Annotated in this window: 20 protein-coding genes and 1 riboswitch; of the genes, 15 read left to right on the forward strand and 5 right to left on the reverse strand. The window is 72.1% G+C overall.

What is annotated here, in order from left to right:
* The 11 genes from cobA to OJ997_RS17160 form a co-directional block, all read left to right on the forward strand.
* The coding region (cobA, locus tag OJ997_RS17110; protein WP_270026393.1) for a uroporphyrinogen-III C-methyltransferase at positions 1 to 817 on the forward strand (817 nt) is incomplete at its 5' end.
* Positions 793 to 1,434, forward strand: a complete 642-nt coding sequence (locus OJ997_RS17115) for an energy-coupling factor ABC transporter permease (protein ID WP_270026394.1) — start codon at positions 793 to 795, stop codon at positions 1,432 to 1,434. The genes cobA and OJ997_RS17115, both read left to right, overlap by 25 nt.
* Positions 1,431 to 2,222, forward strand: coding sequence for a precorrin-4 C(11)-methyltransferase (gene cobM, locus OJ997_RS17120; RefSeq protein ID WP_270026395.1), 792 nt, complete (start codon positions 1,431 to 1,433; stop codon positions 2,220 to 2,222). Before OJ997_RS17115 ends, cobM begins: the two co-directional genes overlap by 4 nt.
* Positions 2,215 to 3,360 (forward strand): precorrin-6y C5,15-methyltransferase (decarboxylating) subunit CbiE, encoded by a 1,146-nt coding sequence (cbiE, locus tag OJ997_RS17125; protein ID WP_270026396.1) that lies wholly within the window; start codon positions 2,215 to 2,217, stop codon positions 3,358 to 3,360. Before cobM ends, cbiE begins: the two co-directional genes overlap by 8 nt.
* Positions 3,357 to 3,764, forward strand: a complete 408-nt coding sequence (locus OJ997_RS17130; RefSeq protein WP_270026397.1) for a cobalamin biosynthesis protein — start codon at positions 3,357 to 3,359, stop codon at positions 3,762 to 3,764. The genes cbiE and OJ997_RS17130 overlap by 4 nt, the downstream gene beginning before the upstream one ends.
* The gene (locus OJ997_RS17135; RefSeq protein ID WP_272599890.1) at positions 3,752 to 4,333 is read left to right on the forward strand and encodes a precorrin-8X methylmutase; all 582 of its coding nucleotides are present in this window, start codon (positions 3,752 to 3,754) and stop codon (positions 4,331 to 4,333) included. The genes OJ997_RS17130 and OJ997_RS17135 overlap by 13 nt, the downstream gene beginning before the upstream one ends.
* The gene (locus tag OJ997_RS17140; RefSeq protein ID WP_270026399.1) at positions 4,330 to 4,857 is read left to right on the forward strand and encodes a bifunctional adenosylcobinamide kinase/adenosylcobinamide-phosphate guanylyltransferase; all 528 of its coding nucleotides are present in this window, start codon (positions 4,330 to 4,332) and stop codon (positions 4,855 to 4,857) included. Before OJ997_RS17135 ends, OJ997_RS17140 begins: the two co-directional genes overlap by 4 nt.
* Positions 4,854 to 5,810 carry an aminotransferase class I/II-fold pyridoxal phosphate-dependent enzyme gene (locus tag OJ997_RS17145; protein ID WP_270026400.1) on the forward strand — a complete coding sequence of 319 codons (957 nt, stop codon included), beginning with the start codon at positions 4,854 to 4,856 and terminating at the stop codon, positions 5,808 to 5,810. Before OJ997_RS17140 ends, OJ997_RS17145 begins: the two co-directional genes overlap by 4 nt.
* Positions 5,807 to 6,520, forward strand: coding sequence for an adenosylcobinamide-GDP ribazoletransferase (gene cobS, locus OJ997_RS17150; RefSeq protein WP_270026401.1), 714 nt, complete (start codon positions 5,807 to 5,809; stop codon positions 6,518 to 6,520). Before OJ997_RS17145 ends, cobS begins: the two co-directional genes overlap by 4 nt.
* A riboswitch (cobalamin riboswitch) is annotated at positions 6,504 to 6,645 on the forward strand. (Overlaps the previous gene by 17 nt.)
* A 40-nt stretch (positions 6,646 to 6,685) precedes the next feature.
* Positions 6,686 to 6,904 carry a CbtB domain-containing protein gene (locus tag OJ997_RS17155; RefSeq protein WP_372517906.1) on the forward strand — a complete coding sequence of 73 codons (219 nt, stop codon included), beginning with the start codon at positions 6,686 to 6,688 and terminating at the stop codon, positions 6,902 to 6,904.
* Between the two features lie 8 nt (positions 6,905 to 6,912).
* A complete protein-coding gene (locus OJ997_RS17160; protein WP_270026403.1) occupies positions 6,913 to 7,689 on the forward strand; it encodes a CbtA family protein in 777 nt (258 codons plus the stop codon).
* Here OJ997_RS17160 and cobF read toward each other — a convergent pair.
* Complete coding sequence (gene cobF / locus OJ997_RS17165) at positions 7,616 to 8,338, reverse strand: precorrin-6A synthase (deacetylating) (RefSeq protein WP_270026404.1); 723 nt, start codon at positions 8,336 to 8,338, stop codon at positions 7,616 to 7,618. The two genes, OJ997_RS17160 and cobF, sit on opposite strands and share 74 nt — an antisense overlap.
* On the opposite strand from cobF, the gene OJ997_RS17170 reads away from it, so the two are divergent.
* Genes OJ997_RS17170 through OJ997_RS17185 form a run of 4 tightly spaced genes read left to right on the forward strand, consistent with a single transcriptional unit; the run spans position 8,337 to position 11,561 of the window.
* Positions 8,337 to 8,984 (forward strand): precorrin-6A/cobalt-precorrin-6A reductase, encoded by a 648-nt coding sequence (locus OJ997_RS17170; protein WP_270026405.1) that lies wholly within the window; start codon positions 8,337 to 8,339, stop codon positions 8,982 to 8,984. The genes cobF and OJ997_RS17170 overlap by 2 nt on opposite strands.
* Before the next feature lie 7 nt (positions 8,985 to 8,991).
* A complete protein-coding gene (locus OJ997_RS17175; RefSeq protein ID WP_272599896.1) occupies positions 8,992 to 9,723 on the forward strand; it encodes a response regulator transcription factor in 732 nt (243 codons plus the stop codon).
* Positions 9,720 to 10,007, forward strand: coding sequence for an Hpt domain-containing protein (locus OJ997_RS17180; RefSeq protein WP_270026406.1), 288 nt, complete (start codon positions 9,720 to 9,722; stop codon positions 10,005 to 10,007). Before OJ997_RS17175 ends, OJ997_RS17180 begins: the two co-directional genes overlap by 4 nt.
* A gap of 36 nt (positions 10,008 to 10,043) precedes the next feature.
* On the forward strand, positions 10,044 to 11,561 hold the full coding sequence (locus OJ997_RS17185) for a catalase (protein ID WP_270026407.1): 1,518 nt from the start codon (positions 10,044 to 10,046) through the stop codon (positions 11,559 to 11,561).
* Positions 11,562 to 11,564: 3 nt separating this feature from the next.
* On the opposite strand, the gene OJ997_RS17190 is transcribed toward OJ997_RS17185, so the two are convergent.
* The 4 genes from OJ997_RS17190 to OJ997_RS17205 are packed head-to-tail and all read right to left on the reverse strand — an operon-like array spanning position 11,565 to position 15,037.
* The gene (locus OJ997_RS17190) at positions 11,565 to 11,924 is read right to left on the reverse strand and encodes a response regulator (protein ID WP_270026408.1); all 360 of its coding nucleotides are present in this window, start codon (positions 11,922 to 11,924) and stop codon (positions 11,565 to 11,567) included.
* 1 nt (position 11,925) lies between these two features.
* Positions 11,926 to 12,459, reverse strand: a complete 534-nt coding sequence (locus OJ997_RS17195; protein WP_270026409.1) for a chemotaxis protein CheD — start codon at positions 12,457 to 12,459, stop codon at positions 11,926 to 11,928.
* The gene (locus tag OJ997_RS17200) at positions 12,456 to 13,046 is read right to left on the reverse strand and encodes a chemotaxis protein CheC (RefSeq protein WP_270026410.1); all 591 of its coding nucleotides are present in this window, start codon (positions 13,044 to 13,046) and stop codon (positions 12,456 to 12,458) included. The genes OJ997_RS17195 and OJ997_RS17200 overlap by 4 nt, the downstream gene beginning before the upstream one ends.
* Positions 13,043 to 15,037: a chemotaxis protein CheA gene (locus OJ997_RS17205; protein WP_270026411.1), complete on the reverse strand. Its 1,995-nt coding sequence runs from the start codon at positions 15,035 to 15,037 to the stop codon at positions 13,043 to 13,045. Before OJ997_RS17205 ends, OJ997_RS17200 begins: the two co-directional genes overlap by 4 nt.
* Between the last annotated feature and the right edge of the window lie 53 nt (positions 15,038 to 15,090).

Consider the following 15,090-nt stretch of genomic DNA (forward strand, 5'->3'; position numbering starts at 1 on the left):
GGCCTCCGACTTCGCCAGCCGCCACGCCGCCCGCCGCCACGCCGCCCGCCGCCACGCCGCCCGCAGCCGGCCCGTCGCCCGAGGCGGCCGCGTGACCGTCCATCTCGTCGGCGCCGGTCCCGGCGATCCCTCGCTGCTCACGGTCGCGGCCGCGGAGCTCATCCGGCGCGCGCGCGTGGTCGTGTACGACCGGCCGTCGATGGACGCGATCGTGGCGCTCGCGCCCGCCGACGCCGAGCGGCACGTCGTCGGCCTCGCGCCCGGGCAGCGCGCGCTCTCGCAGCCCGAGGTCAACGCGCTGCTCGTGGAGCTCGGCCGCACCCATGACGAGGTCGTGCGGCTCAAGAGCGGCGACCCGTTCGTGGCGTCCCGCGGCGGCGAGGAGGCGCTCGCGCTGCAAACCGCGGGCGTGCCCGTCAACGTCATCCCCGGCGTGTCCTCCGCGCTCGCCGCGCCCGCCGCGGCCGGCATCCCGCTGATGATGCGGCAGAGCTCGGTGACGGCCACGTTCGTGTCCGGCGACGATGACGACGAGCACGCCGAGCCGCCCGACTGGCACGCCCTCGGCGCGCTCGGGGGCACGCTCGTGATCCTCACCGGCCGCGCGCGCATCCGGCGAATCGCGGCGAAGCTGATCGAGGGTGGCCGCGCGCCGGACACGCCGATCGCCGCCATCAGCGCCGCCTCACGTGACCGCCAGCGGATCCTGCGCGGCACGCTCACCGACCTACCCGCCCCGCTGCCGCCGCCGGTCACGTTCGTGGTCGGCCACGCGGCCGCCCTGGAGCTCACGTGCACATCCCCGAAGGCTTCCTGACCGGCGAGGCCGCCGCGCTCGGCTGGGCCACCGCGGTGGTCGGGGTCGGCGTGTGCCTGCGCGGCGCGTCCCGCACGGCCCGCGAGCGCGACCTGCCCGTCGCCGGCCTGGCGACGGCGTTCTTCGTCGTCGGCGAGGCGCCCGCGATCCCGATCACGATCGGCACCAACGCGCACCTGCTCGGCGGCGCGCTCGCGGTCGCCCTGCTCGGTCCGTGGCTCGGCGGGCTCACGATCACGACGGTCTGCATCCTGTCCGCGTTGCTGTTCGGCTCGGGCGGGATCACGACCCTCGGCGCCACGATCATGCTGCTCGCGCTCGTGCCCGCGTTCGTCGGCTACCCGCTGCTGGTCGCGCTGCGCAAGCCGCTGCCGCTGCCCGTCGCCGCCGGGATCACCGCGGTCGTGAGCGTGATGGTCAGCGCGGTGCTGTTCGTGGCGGTGATGACGCTCGGCGCCGACCACCAGATCGACCGCGGCACGCTCGCCGCGTCGATCCTCGGCCCGTACGCGGTCGTCGCGCTGATCGAAGGCGTGATCACGGCGCTGCTCGTCCGCGCCCTGCTGTCCATCCGTCCCGATCTCGTCCGTGCCCGCCGGAGGCCCGTTCCCGCATGAGCACTGTGTTCTTCGTCGGCGCCGGCCCAGGCGCGGCCGACCTCCTGACTCTGCGCGCCGCGCGCATCCTGGGCGAGGTCGACATCGTCATCTGGGCCCGTTCCCTGGTCGACCCCGAGGTGCTCACGCACGCGCCCCAGGCCGAGCAGATCCCGTCGGACGACAAGACGTTCGACGACGTGCTCGCGGTCTACAAGCGCGCCGCCGAGGAGGGCCTCGACGTCGCCCGCGTGCACTCCGGCGACCCGACGCTCTACGGCACCCTGCACGAGCAGCTCGGCGCCTGCCGCGCGCTCGGGCTGGACACCGTGATCGTCCCGGGCGTGTCATCGCTCTCGGCTGCCGCGGCGAGCCTCGGCCAGGAGCTGACGGTCCCCGACGTGAGCCAGTCGCTGATCATCACCCGCCGCGCGCAGCGCACGAACATGCCGGCCAACGAGCAGCTGCAGGCGATGGCCGCGCACGGCACGACGATGGCGCTGTTCCTCTCGGTGCGCCGCCCGCGCGAGCTCCAGCAGGACCTGCTCGACGGCGGCTACGCGCCCGACACGCCGACCGCCGTGGTCTACAAGGCGAGCTGGCCGGACGAGATCGTCTTCCGCTGCCGCCTGGACGAGCTCGGCGTGCGGATCCGCGAGGAGAAGATCACGACGCAGGCGCTCGTGCTGCTCGGCCCCGCCCTCGGCGACGGCGCGGGCGCGGGCCAGTCGCACGTCTACGACCCGGGGTATGGGCACCGCTACCGCCGCCTCGGCGCGCCGAGCCGGTACAAGAAGAAGCGTGCCTGAGCTCCACGTCCTGGGCGTGTCCGGCGGCGCCGTGCCGCCGGGTACCGAAGCGCTGCTCGCTGACGCCGCCGTCGTCGCGGGCGGCCGCGCCGTGCTGGAGCAGCTCGCGCCGGGCAAGGAGCACGTGGTGCTCGGCAAAGATCTCCTCCGCGCCCTGCCCGACCTGGTGACGCGCACCGGCGTGGTCGTGCTCGCGTCGGGTGATCCGGGCTTCTTCGGCATCGTCCGCACGCTTCGTAAGTTCACCCACGAGCTCGTCGTCCACCCCGCGCCGTCTTCCGTCGCGGTGGCGTTCGCGCGGCTCGGCCTCCCGTGGGACGACGCGCTCGTCGTCTCCGCCCACGGCCGTGACCCGCACCCGGCGATCAACGCCGCGCTGCGCCACCCGAAGGTCGCGATCCTCACCCAGCCCGGCAACACGGAGCTCGTCTTCGAAGCCCTAGCGGCGCGCAATCCGGTCGTGCTCGAGGCCCTCGGCACGCCGGACGAGCGGATCGCCACGGCGCCGCCGTTCAACGACCCGAACGTCGTGATCGTGCACGCGCCGACGGACGGCCGCCCGACGATCTGGCCGCCCCGCACCCCCACCCGCTGGGCGCTCCCCGAGGACGCCTTCGAGCACCGCGCGGGGATGATCACCAAGACCGAGGTGCGCGCGCTCGCCCTGGCCGCGCTCGGCCCGGGCACCGGCGACCACGTGTGGGACGTCGGCTGCGGCAGCGGCAGCGTCGCGGTCGAGTGCGCCCGTCTCGGCGCGGCCGTGACCGCGATCGACCATGACCCCGACGCCGTCGGCCTGACTGCCCGCAACGCCTTCGCCCACGGCGTCCCGATGACGACGGTCTGCGGAGCCGCTCCCGACGCGCTGCGCACCCTGCCCGAGCCCGACGCCGTCTTCGTCGGCGGCGGTGGCGCGGCGCTCCCGGACATCCTCGAGCTCGTGGCCGACACGGACTCCCGCGTGGTCGTCGTCACGCTCGCACTCGTGGACCGGATCGCGCCGACGCTCGCGCAGCTCGACGACGAGTTCGAGCACGTCAGCGCGACCACGCTCCAGGCCAACCGCGTCAAGCCGCTCGCGGGCGGCCACCGCCTCGCCGCCGAGAACCCGGTGACCGTGATCGTGGGCCGCCGATGACCGCGGCCGGGGAACCGCGGCCGCGCGCGGCCGACCGGCGCGGCGCCGCGCCGTGGCTCGTCGCCGGCGTCGGCTGCTCGCTCGGGTGCCCGCCTGAGGAGCTGCGCGCGCTGATCGAGACCACGCTGCCCGACGGGACGCTCCGCGCGCTCGCGACCGTCGACCGCCGCGCCGAGGAGCCCGCGATGCTCGAGGCGGCCGCGCACTTCGGCGTGCCGCTGCGCACGTTCCCCGCGCACGAGCTCGCGCGCGTCGACGTGCCCACGCCGAGCGCCGTCGTCGCGCGGCACGTCGGCACGCCGAGCGTCGCCGAGGCCGCGGCCCTGCTCTCCGGCACGCGGTTGCTCGTGCCCAAGACCCGTTCCGAACACGCAACTTGCGCGGTGGCCGAATGCCCAGAGTGATCCATCCGATCGAAGTCGAGAGCTACCGCATCCTGCGGTCGCGGATCGACCTCAGCCATCTCCCGCCGCTCTCGCGCGCGGTGGCTGAGCGCGTCATCCACGCGGCCGCCGACTTGAGCTTCGGCGACAGCCTCGTGCTGGACGAGGACGCGCTGGCCAAGGGCCGGGAAGCGCTGCTGAGCGGCGCGCCGATCTACTGCGACGCGCGCATGGCCGCCGCCGGGATCACGTCCCGGAAGCCGATCGTCCCGCTCGACGACCCGCGCGCGAAGACGCCCGAGCCCGGTCTCACACGCTCGGCGACCGCGATGCGCCTCGCCACGAAGGAAGCGCCCGCCGGCGCGATCTGGGTGATCGGCAACGCGCCCACCGCGCTGTTCGAGCTGCTCGAGCACCCGCCGACCGACCCGGCGCTGATCGTCGGCCTGCCGGTCGGCTTCGTCGGCGCGGCCGAGTCCAAGGCGGCGCTCGCCGCCACCGACCTGCCGTTCGTCACCAACCGGGGCGAGCGCGGCGGGTCGTCGGTGGCCGTGGCGGCCGTCAACGCGCTCCTGTATTACGAAGCATGAGCCTGACCCTCGTCCTGGGCGGCCGCCGCAGCGGCAAGAGCTCGTACGCGGAGTCGCTGATCCGCGGCGGAACCTACCTCGCCACGGCCGCCGCGAACGATGAGGAGATGCGCGAGCGCATCGCCGTGCACCAGGCGCGCCGCGGGCCCGAGTGGACCACGATCAACGTCGAGGACGACCTCGCCGGCGCCCTGGCGGAGGCCACGGGTCCGGTCCTGCTCGACGGCCTCGGCGTCTGGATCGCGGGCGTCATGTACCGTCACGGCGCGTTCGACGGCGGCGACTCGGACGCGATCGACCCGATCGTGAACGCCGGCATCGCGGCGCTCCAGGGCCACGCCGAGCCGGTGGTCGTCGTCGCCGAGGAGGCCGGGCTCGGCCCAGTCCCCCCGGACCCCACCACCCGCCGCTGGCTGGACCTGCTCGGTGACGCGAATCAGACGCTCGCCAAGACGGCCGACCGGGTGGTGCTTGTGGTCGCCGGACGAACCCTCAACCTAGATAAAGACCCAGGGCCTTTATGAAAGCGCCGCACGGGGACAAGATGGTCCGGCCGGGCGACGAGGACTTCGCGGTCAACGTCGTCGCCGGTCCGCCGCCGCGGTGGCTCACGGACGCCGTCCAGGCCGCGTGGGCCAACATCGGGCCGTATCCGGACGAGACGCACGCCCGGCAAGCCCTCGCGAACCGGCACGGCGTCACCCCCGAGCAGGTCCTCGTCCTCAACGGCGCCGCCGAGGGCTTCTGGCTGCTCGCGGCGACGGTCGAAGGCCGGGCCGGAATCGTCATGCCCGCGTTCGGGGAGCCGCGGGCGGCGCTCCGGGCCCACGGCCGCACGCCGACGTTGATCGACCGCCCGCCGCCGTTCACGCTGCCGGAGGTCGACGACGAGGTCGCGCTGGTGTTCGTCACCAACCCCTGCAACCCGACCGGAACGCTGCACCGCCGCGAAGCGATCCACTCGCTCGCCCGCCCCGACCGCACGCTCGTCGTCGACGAGAGCTTCATGGACTTCGTCGCGCACCCGCAACCAACTGTCGCCGGCGCGCCCCACACGGTCGTCCTGCGCAGCCTCACGAAGGCCTTCTCGATCGCCGGCCTGCGCGCGGGGTACCTGATCGCCGACCCCGACCTCGTAGAGCGCCTCGACGCGCGCCGCCAGGCCTGGCCCGTCAATGCGCTCGCGCTCGCCGCGATGACCGCCTGGGCCGAGCGCCCCCAGGACGACGGCGTGATCGAGCGCACCACGGCCCAGCGCGACCGGCTCACCCGCCAACTGCAAGCCGCCGGCCTGTACGTCCACCCCGGCGCCGCCAACTTCCTGCTCGTCAAGGTCCCGCCCGGCACGACCGAGCGCCTCCGCACGCACGGCATCGCCGTCCGCCCCACCGAGGACCTCGGCCTCGACGACGAGCACATCCGCGTCGCCGTCCGCGAGGACGCCGACCGCCTGATCGCCGCGCTCTCCAGCCCGTGAGGACCGCGCTCGCCTTCCTCACGCGGCTGCCGGTCCCGCTCCCCAGCGACCCGGACCTGAGCCGCGCCGCGTGGACGTTCCCGCTCGTCGGCCTCGTCGTCGGTGCCGCAGCGGCCGGCACGAGGGCCGTGGCCGACCAGGTCCTCCCGCCGCTCCCCGCGACCATCCTCGCGATCGCCGTCGCGGTGCTGATCACGGGCGCGCTGCACGAGGACGGCCTCGCCGACGTCGCCGACGCCACCGGCGCGCACGTGGACCGGACAAGACGCCTCGAGATCCTCAAGGACCCGCGCGTCGGCGCGTTCGGCGCCACGGCGCTGATCCTCGCCCTCCTGCTCACGGCAACCTCCGTCGCCGCGCTCGACACCACCGAAGCCGTCAAGACGCTGATCGTCGCCCACGTCCTGAGCCGCTGGGCGATCCTCCCCGTCGGCTTCCTCGAGCCCGCGAAGCCCGGCGGCGCCGGCAGCCTCCTGCGCCCCACCCCGACCCGCCTCGCCGCAGCGACCGTGATCGGCGCCGCGATCGCGCTCGGAGTGGCCGGCCCGGCCGCGGGCGCGGTCGCCTTGGCGGCGGCCGCGATCACCACCGCGGCGGTCGCGCTCTTCCTCCACCGGACCCTCGGCGGCATCACCGGCGACGGCTACGGGGCCAGCGCGAAGCTCACCGAAATCGTCGTGTGCGTGACCCTGGTCGCATTCTGGGTGTGACGTGCACTAGCATCCAGCCGTCAATAGCGAGGTGCGAGGAAAGCCGGTGCAAGTCCGGTGCGGTCGCGCCACTGTGACCGGGACCGCCCGGAAGCCAGGAACTTCACCGTCGCAACACGTCGCACTCTGCACCCGGGACGCACGATCCCGAGGGAGGACCACAACTTGTCGGACACCACTTTCACACCGGAACTCGAGGCCCCCAGCGTCCCGCTGATGCCGCTGAGCGACCTGATCCCCTACGCGCTGCTCACGGCGCTGCTGGCGATCATCCTCTTCTACTTCGTCGGCGCCGAAGAGGGCGCGACGTCGGTCTTCCCGGGCATGACCATGCACGAGTGGGTCCACGACGCCCGGCATCTGCTGGGCTTCCCCTGCCACTAGGCAGCCCCGTGGACAGCCAGAAGATCGTCCGCGGACTGCTGATCCGTGGGATGCTCGCCGGCCTCGCGGCCGGCGTGCTGATGTGGGCCTTCGGCTACCTGTTCGGGGAGCCGCACATCCGTGACGCGATCGCGTTCGAGGAGTCGATCAGCCCGCCCTCGAACGAGGCGCCGCTCGTCAGCCGCACGATGCAGGAGAGCCTCGGCCTCCTCACCGGCACGGTGGTCTACGCCATCGCCGCCGGCGGCGTGTTCGCGCTCGTCTTCGCCGCGGTCTTCGGCCGCGTCGGCCACGCCCGCCCGCGGGTCACCGCCGCGACGCTCGGCCTCGTCGCCTTCGTCGTGATCGTCTTCGTCCCGTTCCTGAAGTACCCGAGCAACCCGCCCGCGGTCAGCCTGGACGAGACGATCGGGTTCCGCACGCGGACCTACTTCGTGATGCTGCTGCTCTCGCTCGTGGCGGCGTTCGCCGCGCTGCGGATCGGTCGCGACGCGGTCAAGCGCCTCGGCACGTGGAACGGCACGCTGGTCGCCGTCGCGGGCTACGTCGTGCTGGCCGGCATCGCCTCGGTGCTGATGCCCGCCGTCAAGGAGATGCCCGAGGGCTTCAGCCCGGAGCTGCTCTACTCGTTCCGCCTCTCCACGCTCGGCACCCACGCGGTGCTCTACGCGACCCTCGGCCTGGGCTTCGGCGCCCTCGCCGAGCGCTGGATCAGCCAGGTGCGGCCCGCCGCAGCAGGTACGTATCGAACATCCAGCCTTTCCGCCGGCGCGCCTCACTCCTGACGCGCTCGATCTCGTCTGACACCTCGGCCACCACGCCGGACAGCAGCAGCTCGTCCGGCGTGCCGAGGTAGGCGCCCCAGTAGATCTCGGCCTCCGGGAAGCGCTTGAAGGTCAGGTCGGCGTCGAGCATCACGACGACGTCGCCCACACCGGTCGGCCAGCCCTCGGCCACCAGCCGCCGTCCGCTCGTGATCAGCACCGAGCCGCCGACGCGGTTCAGCGGGATCCCGAACTGCGCGCACAGCGCGGACACGGCCGAGATCCCCGGCACCACGCGCACGCCGAGCCCGGCCTCACGCAGCACGTCGATCAGCCCGTCGTACAGCGACGGATCGCCCCAGGCGAGGAACGCGGCCTCGCCCGCCTCCGCGGCGACGGCCTCCTGCACCAGCGCCACGCGCCGGGCCCGCCAGGCCGCGACCGCGGCCGCGCCCCGGCCCCGCGGCGGATCCTCGATGACCACCTCGCGCACGCCTTCCGGCAGCAGCGAGCGCCGCGCCAGCGCCAGCTCGTCGTCGTCACCCTTCTGGAAGACGAACACGACGTCCACCGTCTCCAGTGCCCGTACCGCGGCGAGCGTCATCCAGGCGGGATCCCCCGCCCCGATTCCGATCACCCAGACGCGTCGCGTGTCAGCATCGCCTTCCATGGCCGTGCTGATCTTAGGCGGGACGCAGGAAGCCCGGGAGCTGAAGGCGCTGCTGGGCGACGACGCGATCCTCGCGCTCGCCCGCACGACGCGCTTCGGCGGCGCGGAGGGCCTGGCCGCCTACGTCGAGCAACACGGCATCACGACGATCGTCGACGCCACCCACCCGTTCGCCACCCGCATCAGCGCCAACGCCCAGCACGCGGGCGTGCGCGTGATCCGGCTCGAGCGCCCCGGGTTCGTCCCGGAGCCCGGCGACGACTGGACCTACGTCGACACCCTCGCGCACGCCGAGCTGCCGGCCGACGCCCGCGTCTTCCTCACCACCGGCCACCACGAGGTCGAGGCGCTCGACGCGCATCCCGCGTTCTTCCTCGTCCGCGCCCTCAACCCACCGCCGACGCTCCCACCGCACCACGAGCTGATCCTCGCCAAGGGTCCGTTCGACCTCAGCACTGAGCTTGCCCTCATAGAACGTCACCAGCTGACCCATCTGGTGACCAAGGACAGCGGCGGCCCGGACGCGAAGCTGCAGGCCGCGCGCGCGAAGTCCCTGCGTGTGGTGTTGATTCGCCGACCGCTCAAGCCGCCCGTAGCGACCACCGCCGAAACGCCAGAAGCGGTCAGTCTCCTCCTATCGGACTAACGATTTCCTGACATCCGTCGATACTGGGGACGTGCCCGATCCGCGCCGTGCCCTTGTGGTGGAGGACACTCCCTCCGCCCGAATGCTGGTCACCGCCCTGCTGACCCAACAGGGTTTCGCCGTGGAGACGGCCGAGAACGGCGAGAGCGGGCTCGACGCCGCCCGGACGTTCGACCCCGAGCTGATCGTCCTCGACATCGGCCTGCCCGGCACCGACGGCTTCACCGCCTGCCGCTCCCTGCGCGAGTTCAGCGACGCCTACGTGCTGATGCTCACCGCCCAGGACTCCGAGCTCGACAAGGTGATCGGGTTCGACGCCGGCGCCGACGACTACATCACCAAGCCGTTCTCGACGCCGGAGTTCATCGCCCGCGTGCACGCGATGCTGCGCCGCCCACGGCGGATGCAGACCGAGCCGGCCCCGGAGCCCGAGCCGGTCCGCGCGTTCGGCGGGCTCGTCGTCGACCCGGGCGCCCGTGAAGCGCGGCTGGACGGCGCCGTGGTCAACCTCACGCGCCGCGAGTTCGACCTGCTCGACGTCCTCAGCGGCTCCCCGCGCGTCGCCTTCACCCGCTCCCAGCTGCTCGAGCGCGTCTGGGGCGAGAACTGGTTCGGCGACGACCACCTCGTCGGCGTCCACGTCTCCAACCTGCGGCGCAAGCTCGGCGACGACGGCCGCAACCCCCACTTCGTGCTCACCGTGCGCGGCATAGGCTTCCGGATGGGTCCGGGCCGGTGAACCTGGCCGACCTCGACGCCACGCTCGGCCGCGTCACCGTCGACGAGCTCCTCACCGTGTACCGCCAGGACCTCGCGACGCGCCTCGCCCAGCTGCGCGCCGCGACGACCCCCGACGAGGTCCGCCACCACGCGCACGGCCTGCGCTCGGGGGCGGCGAGCTTCGGCGCGATGGCGCTCGCCGACGCCGCACGCGACGTCGAGCGGGGCGACGGCTCGCTGGCCGCCGTCGAGCACGCCGCGTCCGCGCTGGACGCCGCCCTCGCCACGCGACTGCACCACTGAGGTTTGACCACCGGCCCGGCCGGTGACAGACCCTGCATGAGCGACGAGCGACGGCCCACGACGACCACCGACTCCGGCATCCCGGCGCCGAGCGACGAGTTCTCGCTCACCGTCGGCCCGCAGGGCCCGACCGTCCTTCACGACCACTACACGGTCCAGAAGATCCAGCACTTCAACCGTGAGCGCGTGCCCGAGCGGGTCGTGCACGCGAAGGGCAGCGGCGCGCACGGGTTCTTCGAGGTCACCAACGACGTCAGCCAGTTCACCAAGGCCGACCTGTTCCAGCCGGGCAAGCGCACGCCGATGTTCGCGCGCTTCTCGACCGTGGCCGGCGAGCAGGGCTTCGCCGACACCGTCCGCGACCCGCGCGGCTTCGCGCTGAAGTTCTACACCGAGCAGGGCAACTACGACCTGGTCGGCAACAACACGCCGGTGTTCTTCGTCCGCGACGCGTCCAAGTTCCAGGACTTCATCCACTCCCAGAAGCGCCTGCCCGACACCGGCATGCGCTCCAACGACATGCAGTGGGACTTCTGGACCCTGTCCCCGGAGTCGGCGCATCAGGTCCTGATCCTGATGAGCGACCGCGGCATCCCGCGCACCTACCGGCACATGCACGGCTTCGGCAGCCACACGTTCAGCTGGATGAACGCGGGCGGCGAGAAGTTCTTCATCAAGTACCACTTCAAGACGGCCCAGGGCATCGAGAACTTCACGCAGGCCGAGGGCGACGCCATGTCCGCCGAGGATCCGGACTTCCACCGCCGCGACCTGCGCACCGCGATCGACAGCGGCAACGCCCCTGAGTGGCGGCTCGAGGTCCAGGTCATGCCGTTCGAGGAGGCGGAGAACTACCGCTTCAACCCGTTCGACCTCACGAAGGTCTGGCCGCACGGCGACTACCCGGCGATCGAGGTCGGCCGGATGGTGCTCGACCGCAACCCGGCGAACTTCTTCGCCGAGGTCGAGCAGGCGGGCTTCTCCCCCGCGAACCTCGTGCCCGGCATCGGCCTGAGCCCGGACAAGATGCTGATGGGCCGGATCTTCTCCTACCACGACACGCATCTCCACCGGATCGGCGCCAACCACGAGCAGCTGCCGATCAACGCGCCGAAGGTCCCCGTGCACTCCTACAACAAGGACGGGCAGATGACCTACCGGCACGCGGGCGACCAGCCCGTGTACGCGCCGAACTCACACGGCGGGCCGGCGGCCGACCCGGCGGGCGCGGCCGACATCACCTGGTCCGTCGCCGGGGATGAGATCGGCCGCTACGCGAACGCCAAGCACGCCGAGGACGACGACTTCGGCCAGGCGGGCACGCTCTACCGCGAGGTCATGAGCGATGCCGATCGGGATCACCTGGTCGAGAACGTCGTCGGCCACGCGAGCGACGAGGTGGCGACCTCCACGCAGGAACGCGTCGTCGCCTACTGGAGCGCGGTCGACCCCGGGTTGGGCACTCGCATCGCGAGCGGCCTGGGGATCAATCAGCGCGAAGGACGATTCGCGCGCTCGAGCCAGACGGTGGCCGAGCACGCGAACCGAGCCTGAGAACTACGCGAGCGCCTTCTCGACGGCTTCCTGCACGCGGTCGGCCTTGAACGGCTTGACCACGAAGTCACGGGCGCCGAGCTTGATCGACTCCATGACCTTGGACTCCTGGCCCAGCGCCGAGCACATGATCACGCGGGCGCTGGGGTCCAGGGACATGATCTCCGCGAGGGCGGCGAGGCCGTCCTTCTCGGGCATGGTGATGTCGAGGGTCGCCAGATCAGGCTTGAGCGCCTGGAACTGATCGACGGCCTCCTGGCCGTTGGTGGCTTCGGCGATCACTTCGTGACCAGCCTTGACGAGGGCGTCCGACACCATCTTGCGCATGAACGCGGCATCGTCGACGACGAGAACGCGGGCCATCTCAGGCCACCTCCTGAAGTACACGGGAATGGGAAGAAGTCTTGGGAACTGCGGGGTACAGCTGCTCGTCCTTCGAGCCCGCCTTGCGGACCGTGACGATGCCGGTGATCGGGTCGACGCGCACGGTGCGGCCCTTGGTGCCGCCCGTGTCCTCCGCGTGGATCCGGATGCGCTCCTTGGCGAGCGCCTCCTTGACCGCGGCGGCGTTGCGGACGCCGACCTCGAGGGTCGAGCCCGCACCGGCGAACATGCTCGCGCCGCCGACGAGGATGGCCTCGAACATCGGCTTGCGACCACCGAGCGCCGTCACCTGACGGATCAGCTCGGGAACCGCCTTGTCGGCGAACTTGAGCGGGTTGAGCTCTTTGTTGTGCCCTTCGGCCGCCGGCAGCACGATGTGTGCGAGTCCGGCGACGCCCTTACGACGATCCAACAGGACCAGGCCGATGCAGGAGCCGAGGCCGAGCGCGACGAGTGAGTCCCCGGGGGTGCCCGAGGCGCACAGCTCGCCCATGCGTGCCATCAGATCGCTCATGCGAGACCAATGCGATCAAGCAGCTCCTCCGCCCCACCGTGGTCGGGGACGAGCAGGAAGACGATCGAGCAGTCCTCACCTTCGACGATGAGGCTCGAGTCCAACAACAGGGTGCGGTCGCTCGACGCGGCACGCACCGCGAGGATCGACTCCACGATCGCGCCGAGCATGTCGGTCACGGTCGTAGGCGGGGTGGGCTCGACGGCGATGCCGGTCATGCCGGCCAGCGCGTTGAGGTAGGACGTGCCGACGACGTTGCCGATCTCACCGAGCGCCGACGGCGCCAGCTCCGAGTCGGCTTCCAGGCCGAGCATCACGCAGATCTTCTCCGCGTTCTCGGGCGTCAGCAGCATCAGGACGGTGCCCGGGAGCTCACCTTCGACACCGAGCATGATGCCCGTGATGTCCTGCTCGGCCGGGCCAAGCTGGTCGACGGCGTCGGCCATCGGCAGGACGGAGACGTCCGGCACGGCCAGGTCGATCGAACGACCCAGCATCTCCGACAGGGCGGTCGAGGCCGTGCCGGCGCCGATGTTGGCCAGCTCGCGCAGCGCGTCAAGCTGCACCTCGTTGTACGAAGCGCTCATGCGACTCCTTCTGCGACGGCGTCGCAATCGACGATCAGGGCGATCTGCCCGTCGGACAGGACGGCGGCGCCCGAGAGGGCCGAGCCGTCGGAAACTTCCGGCGGCAGCGGCCGGGTGACCAGCTCGCGCTGGCCGTCCAGAGCGGACACCGCGAACGCGAGGCGCTGGCCGTTGCCGCGCACGATCACGGCGAACGCCGCCTCGCTGTCGCGCGAGCCGCCGAACTGCTCGGACGCGTCGACGAGCGGCATGACGCCGTCGCTCATGACCAGCATGCGCTTGCCCGCGACCGACCGCACGGTCTGGTCGGCGAGGCGCACGGTGCGCTCGATGCGGTCCAGCGGGATCGCGAACGCGCGCCCGTCGACCTGCACCAGCAGGGCGGCCATGATCGCCAGCGTCAGCGGCAGGCGGATCTCGGACGTCGTGCCCTGGCCCAGCACGGAGGTCATCGTGACCTCGCCGCCGAGGCCGCGGATGGCGACGCGCACGGCGTCCATGCCGACGCCGCGGCCGGAGATGTCGGACGTGACGTCGGACGTGGAGAAGCCGGGATGGAACAGCAGCTCGGTGGCGCGGGCCATGTCCATCGAGTCGACGGCCTCAGCGGTGATGAGGCCACGCTCGAAGGCCTTCTTGGCCACGCGCGTCGGGTCGACGCCGCGGCCGTCGTCCTTGACGGAGATGACCACGTTGCCGCCGGCGTGGCGCGCGGAGATCTCGAGCTTGCCGGTCTCGGGCTTGCCCGCGGCCTTGCGCTCCTCCGGGCCTTCCAGGCCGTGGTCGAGCGAGTTGCGGATGAGGTGCACCAGCGGGTCGCCGAGCGAGTCGACGACGCTGCGGTCGAGCTCGGTGTCCTTGCCGATGAGCTCGAGCTCGACCTGCTTGGAGAGCTTGACCGAGAGGTCGCGCACGAGCCGCGGGAAGCGCAGCAGCACGGCCTCGACGGGGATCATGCGGACCTGCATGACCATCGCCTGCAGGGCGTGCGAGGTGCGGGTCAGCGCCTGCAGGGCCTGCGGCAGGCCCGGCACGTCGGCGTGGGCGGCGAGGCCCTCGACGTGCGTGCGGTGCAGGACGAGCTCGCCCATGGCGTGCATGAGCTGGTCGAGGCGCTCGGCGTCGACGCGGACGGTCGACGAGCCGTGGTTGCCACGCGGCGCGGCGGCGGCAGCGGCCTTGGCGGGCTCGGCCGCGGCGGCGGCCTTGGGGGCCTCCGGGGAGGCGTCGTCCGGCGCGTCGACGGCGGCGTCCGGCACGGCCTCGGTGGCCTGGGCGTCGGCGACTTCGGCCACGGACGCGGCGGCCTCGGCCAGCTCCGCGTCGGTCCGGTCGCTCACGAGCCAGGCGACGATGTCGGTGCCCTTGAAGGTCTCCACGTCGTCCGGGGCGGGCCGGCAGGCCAGCGTCTCGCCGAGCTCGGCGAGGGTCGAGAGGATCATGTAGGCCCGCACGGAGGGGATCGAGGCGTCCTCGATCAGCTCGGCGTGCACCTGGACGACGCGCCGGCCCTGGGCCAGCTCGCTCAGGTTCTCCGGCTGCTCGATCACGGTCGCGAGGGCGGTCGGGGCCTCGGCGCCGGCGGCATCGCCGGCGTGCTCGGACTCGTCGTCGCGCACCAGGGTGCGCAGACGCACGATCAGCGGCTCGGGCTCGATCGACTCGGAGCCGGTGCTCTCGATCGCGTCGGTAGCGGCCTCGAGCGCATCGAGGCACTCGAGCAGCACGTCGACGGCGGAGCGCTCGAGCCCACCCGCGCGCTGGCGCAGGAGCTCGAACACGTCTTCCATCTCGTGCGTGAGCGCCGCCATGCCGGCGAAGCCCATGGTCGCGCTCATGCCCTTCATCGAGTGCGCGATCCGGAAGATCTCGTCGACGGTCGCCTGATCATCAGGCGTCTCCTCGATGCGCACCACGGCAAGGTTGAGCTCCTGCAGGTGCTCCCGGCCCTCGGCCAGGAACATCGGGAGATATTCGGCGGTCTCGTCCACGACCTTGGTGGTCGGCGGGAGCCGCGTTTTCTTTCACCCGGTTAAGGCAAAGG

The sequence above is a fragment of the Solirubrobacter phytolaccae genome, assembly GCF_027587195.1.
GTDB classification, from domain to species: Bacteria; Actinomycetota; Thermoleophilia; order Solirubrobacterales; family Solirubrobacteraceae; genus Solirubrobacter; species Solirubrobacter phytolaccae.

Bases quoted from the DNA above. Each gene is read 5' to 3' on its own strand.
- OJ997_RS17190 (WP_270026408.1), bottom strand. From the start codon at position 11,924: ATGGCCCGCGTTCTCGTCGTCGACGATGCCGCGTTCATGCGCAAGATG.
- cobF (WP_270026404.1), bottom strand. From the start codon at position 8,338: ATGGAAGGCGATGCTGACACGCGACGCGTCTGGGTGATCGGAATCGGG.
- OJ997_RS17185 (WP_270026407.1), top strand. From the start codon at position 10,044: ATGAGCGACGAGCGACGGCCCACGACGACCACCGACTCCGGCATCCCG.
- cobM (WP_270026395.1), top strand. From the start codon at position 1,431: ATGAGCACTGTGTTCTTCGTCGGCGCCGGCCCAGGCGCGGCCGACCTC.
- OJ997_RS17200 (WP_270026410.1), bottom strand. From the start codon at position 13,046: ATGAGCGCTTCGTACAACGAGGTGCAGCTTGACGCGCTGCGCGAGCTG.
- OJ997_RS17130 (WP_270026397.1), top strand. From the start codon at position 3,357: ATGACCGCGGCCGGGGAACCGCGGCCGCGCGCGGCCGACCGGCGCGGC.
- OJ997_RS17135 (WP_272599890.1), top strand. From the start codon at position 3,752: ATGCCCAGAGTGATCCATCCGATCGAAGTCGAGAGCTACCGCATCCTG.
- OJ997_RS17170 (WP_270026405.1), top strand. From the start codon at position 8,337: ATGGCCGTGCTGATCTTAGGCGGGACGCAGGAAGCCCGGGAGCTGAAG.
- OJ997_RS17140 (WP_270026399.1), top strand. From the start codon at position 4,330: ATGAGCCTGACCCTCGTCCTGGGCGGCCGCCGCAGCGGCAAGAGCTCG.
- OJ997_RS17145 (WP_270026400.1), top strand. From the start codon at position 4,854: ATGAAAGCGCCGCACGGGGACAAGATGGTCCGGCCGGGCGACGAGGAC.
- OJ997_RS17195 (WP_270026409.1), bottom strand. From the start codon at position 12,459: ATGAGCGATCTGATGGCACGCATGGGCGAGCTGTGCGCCTCGGGCACC.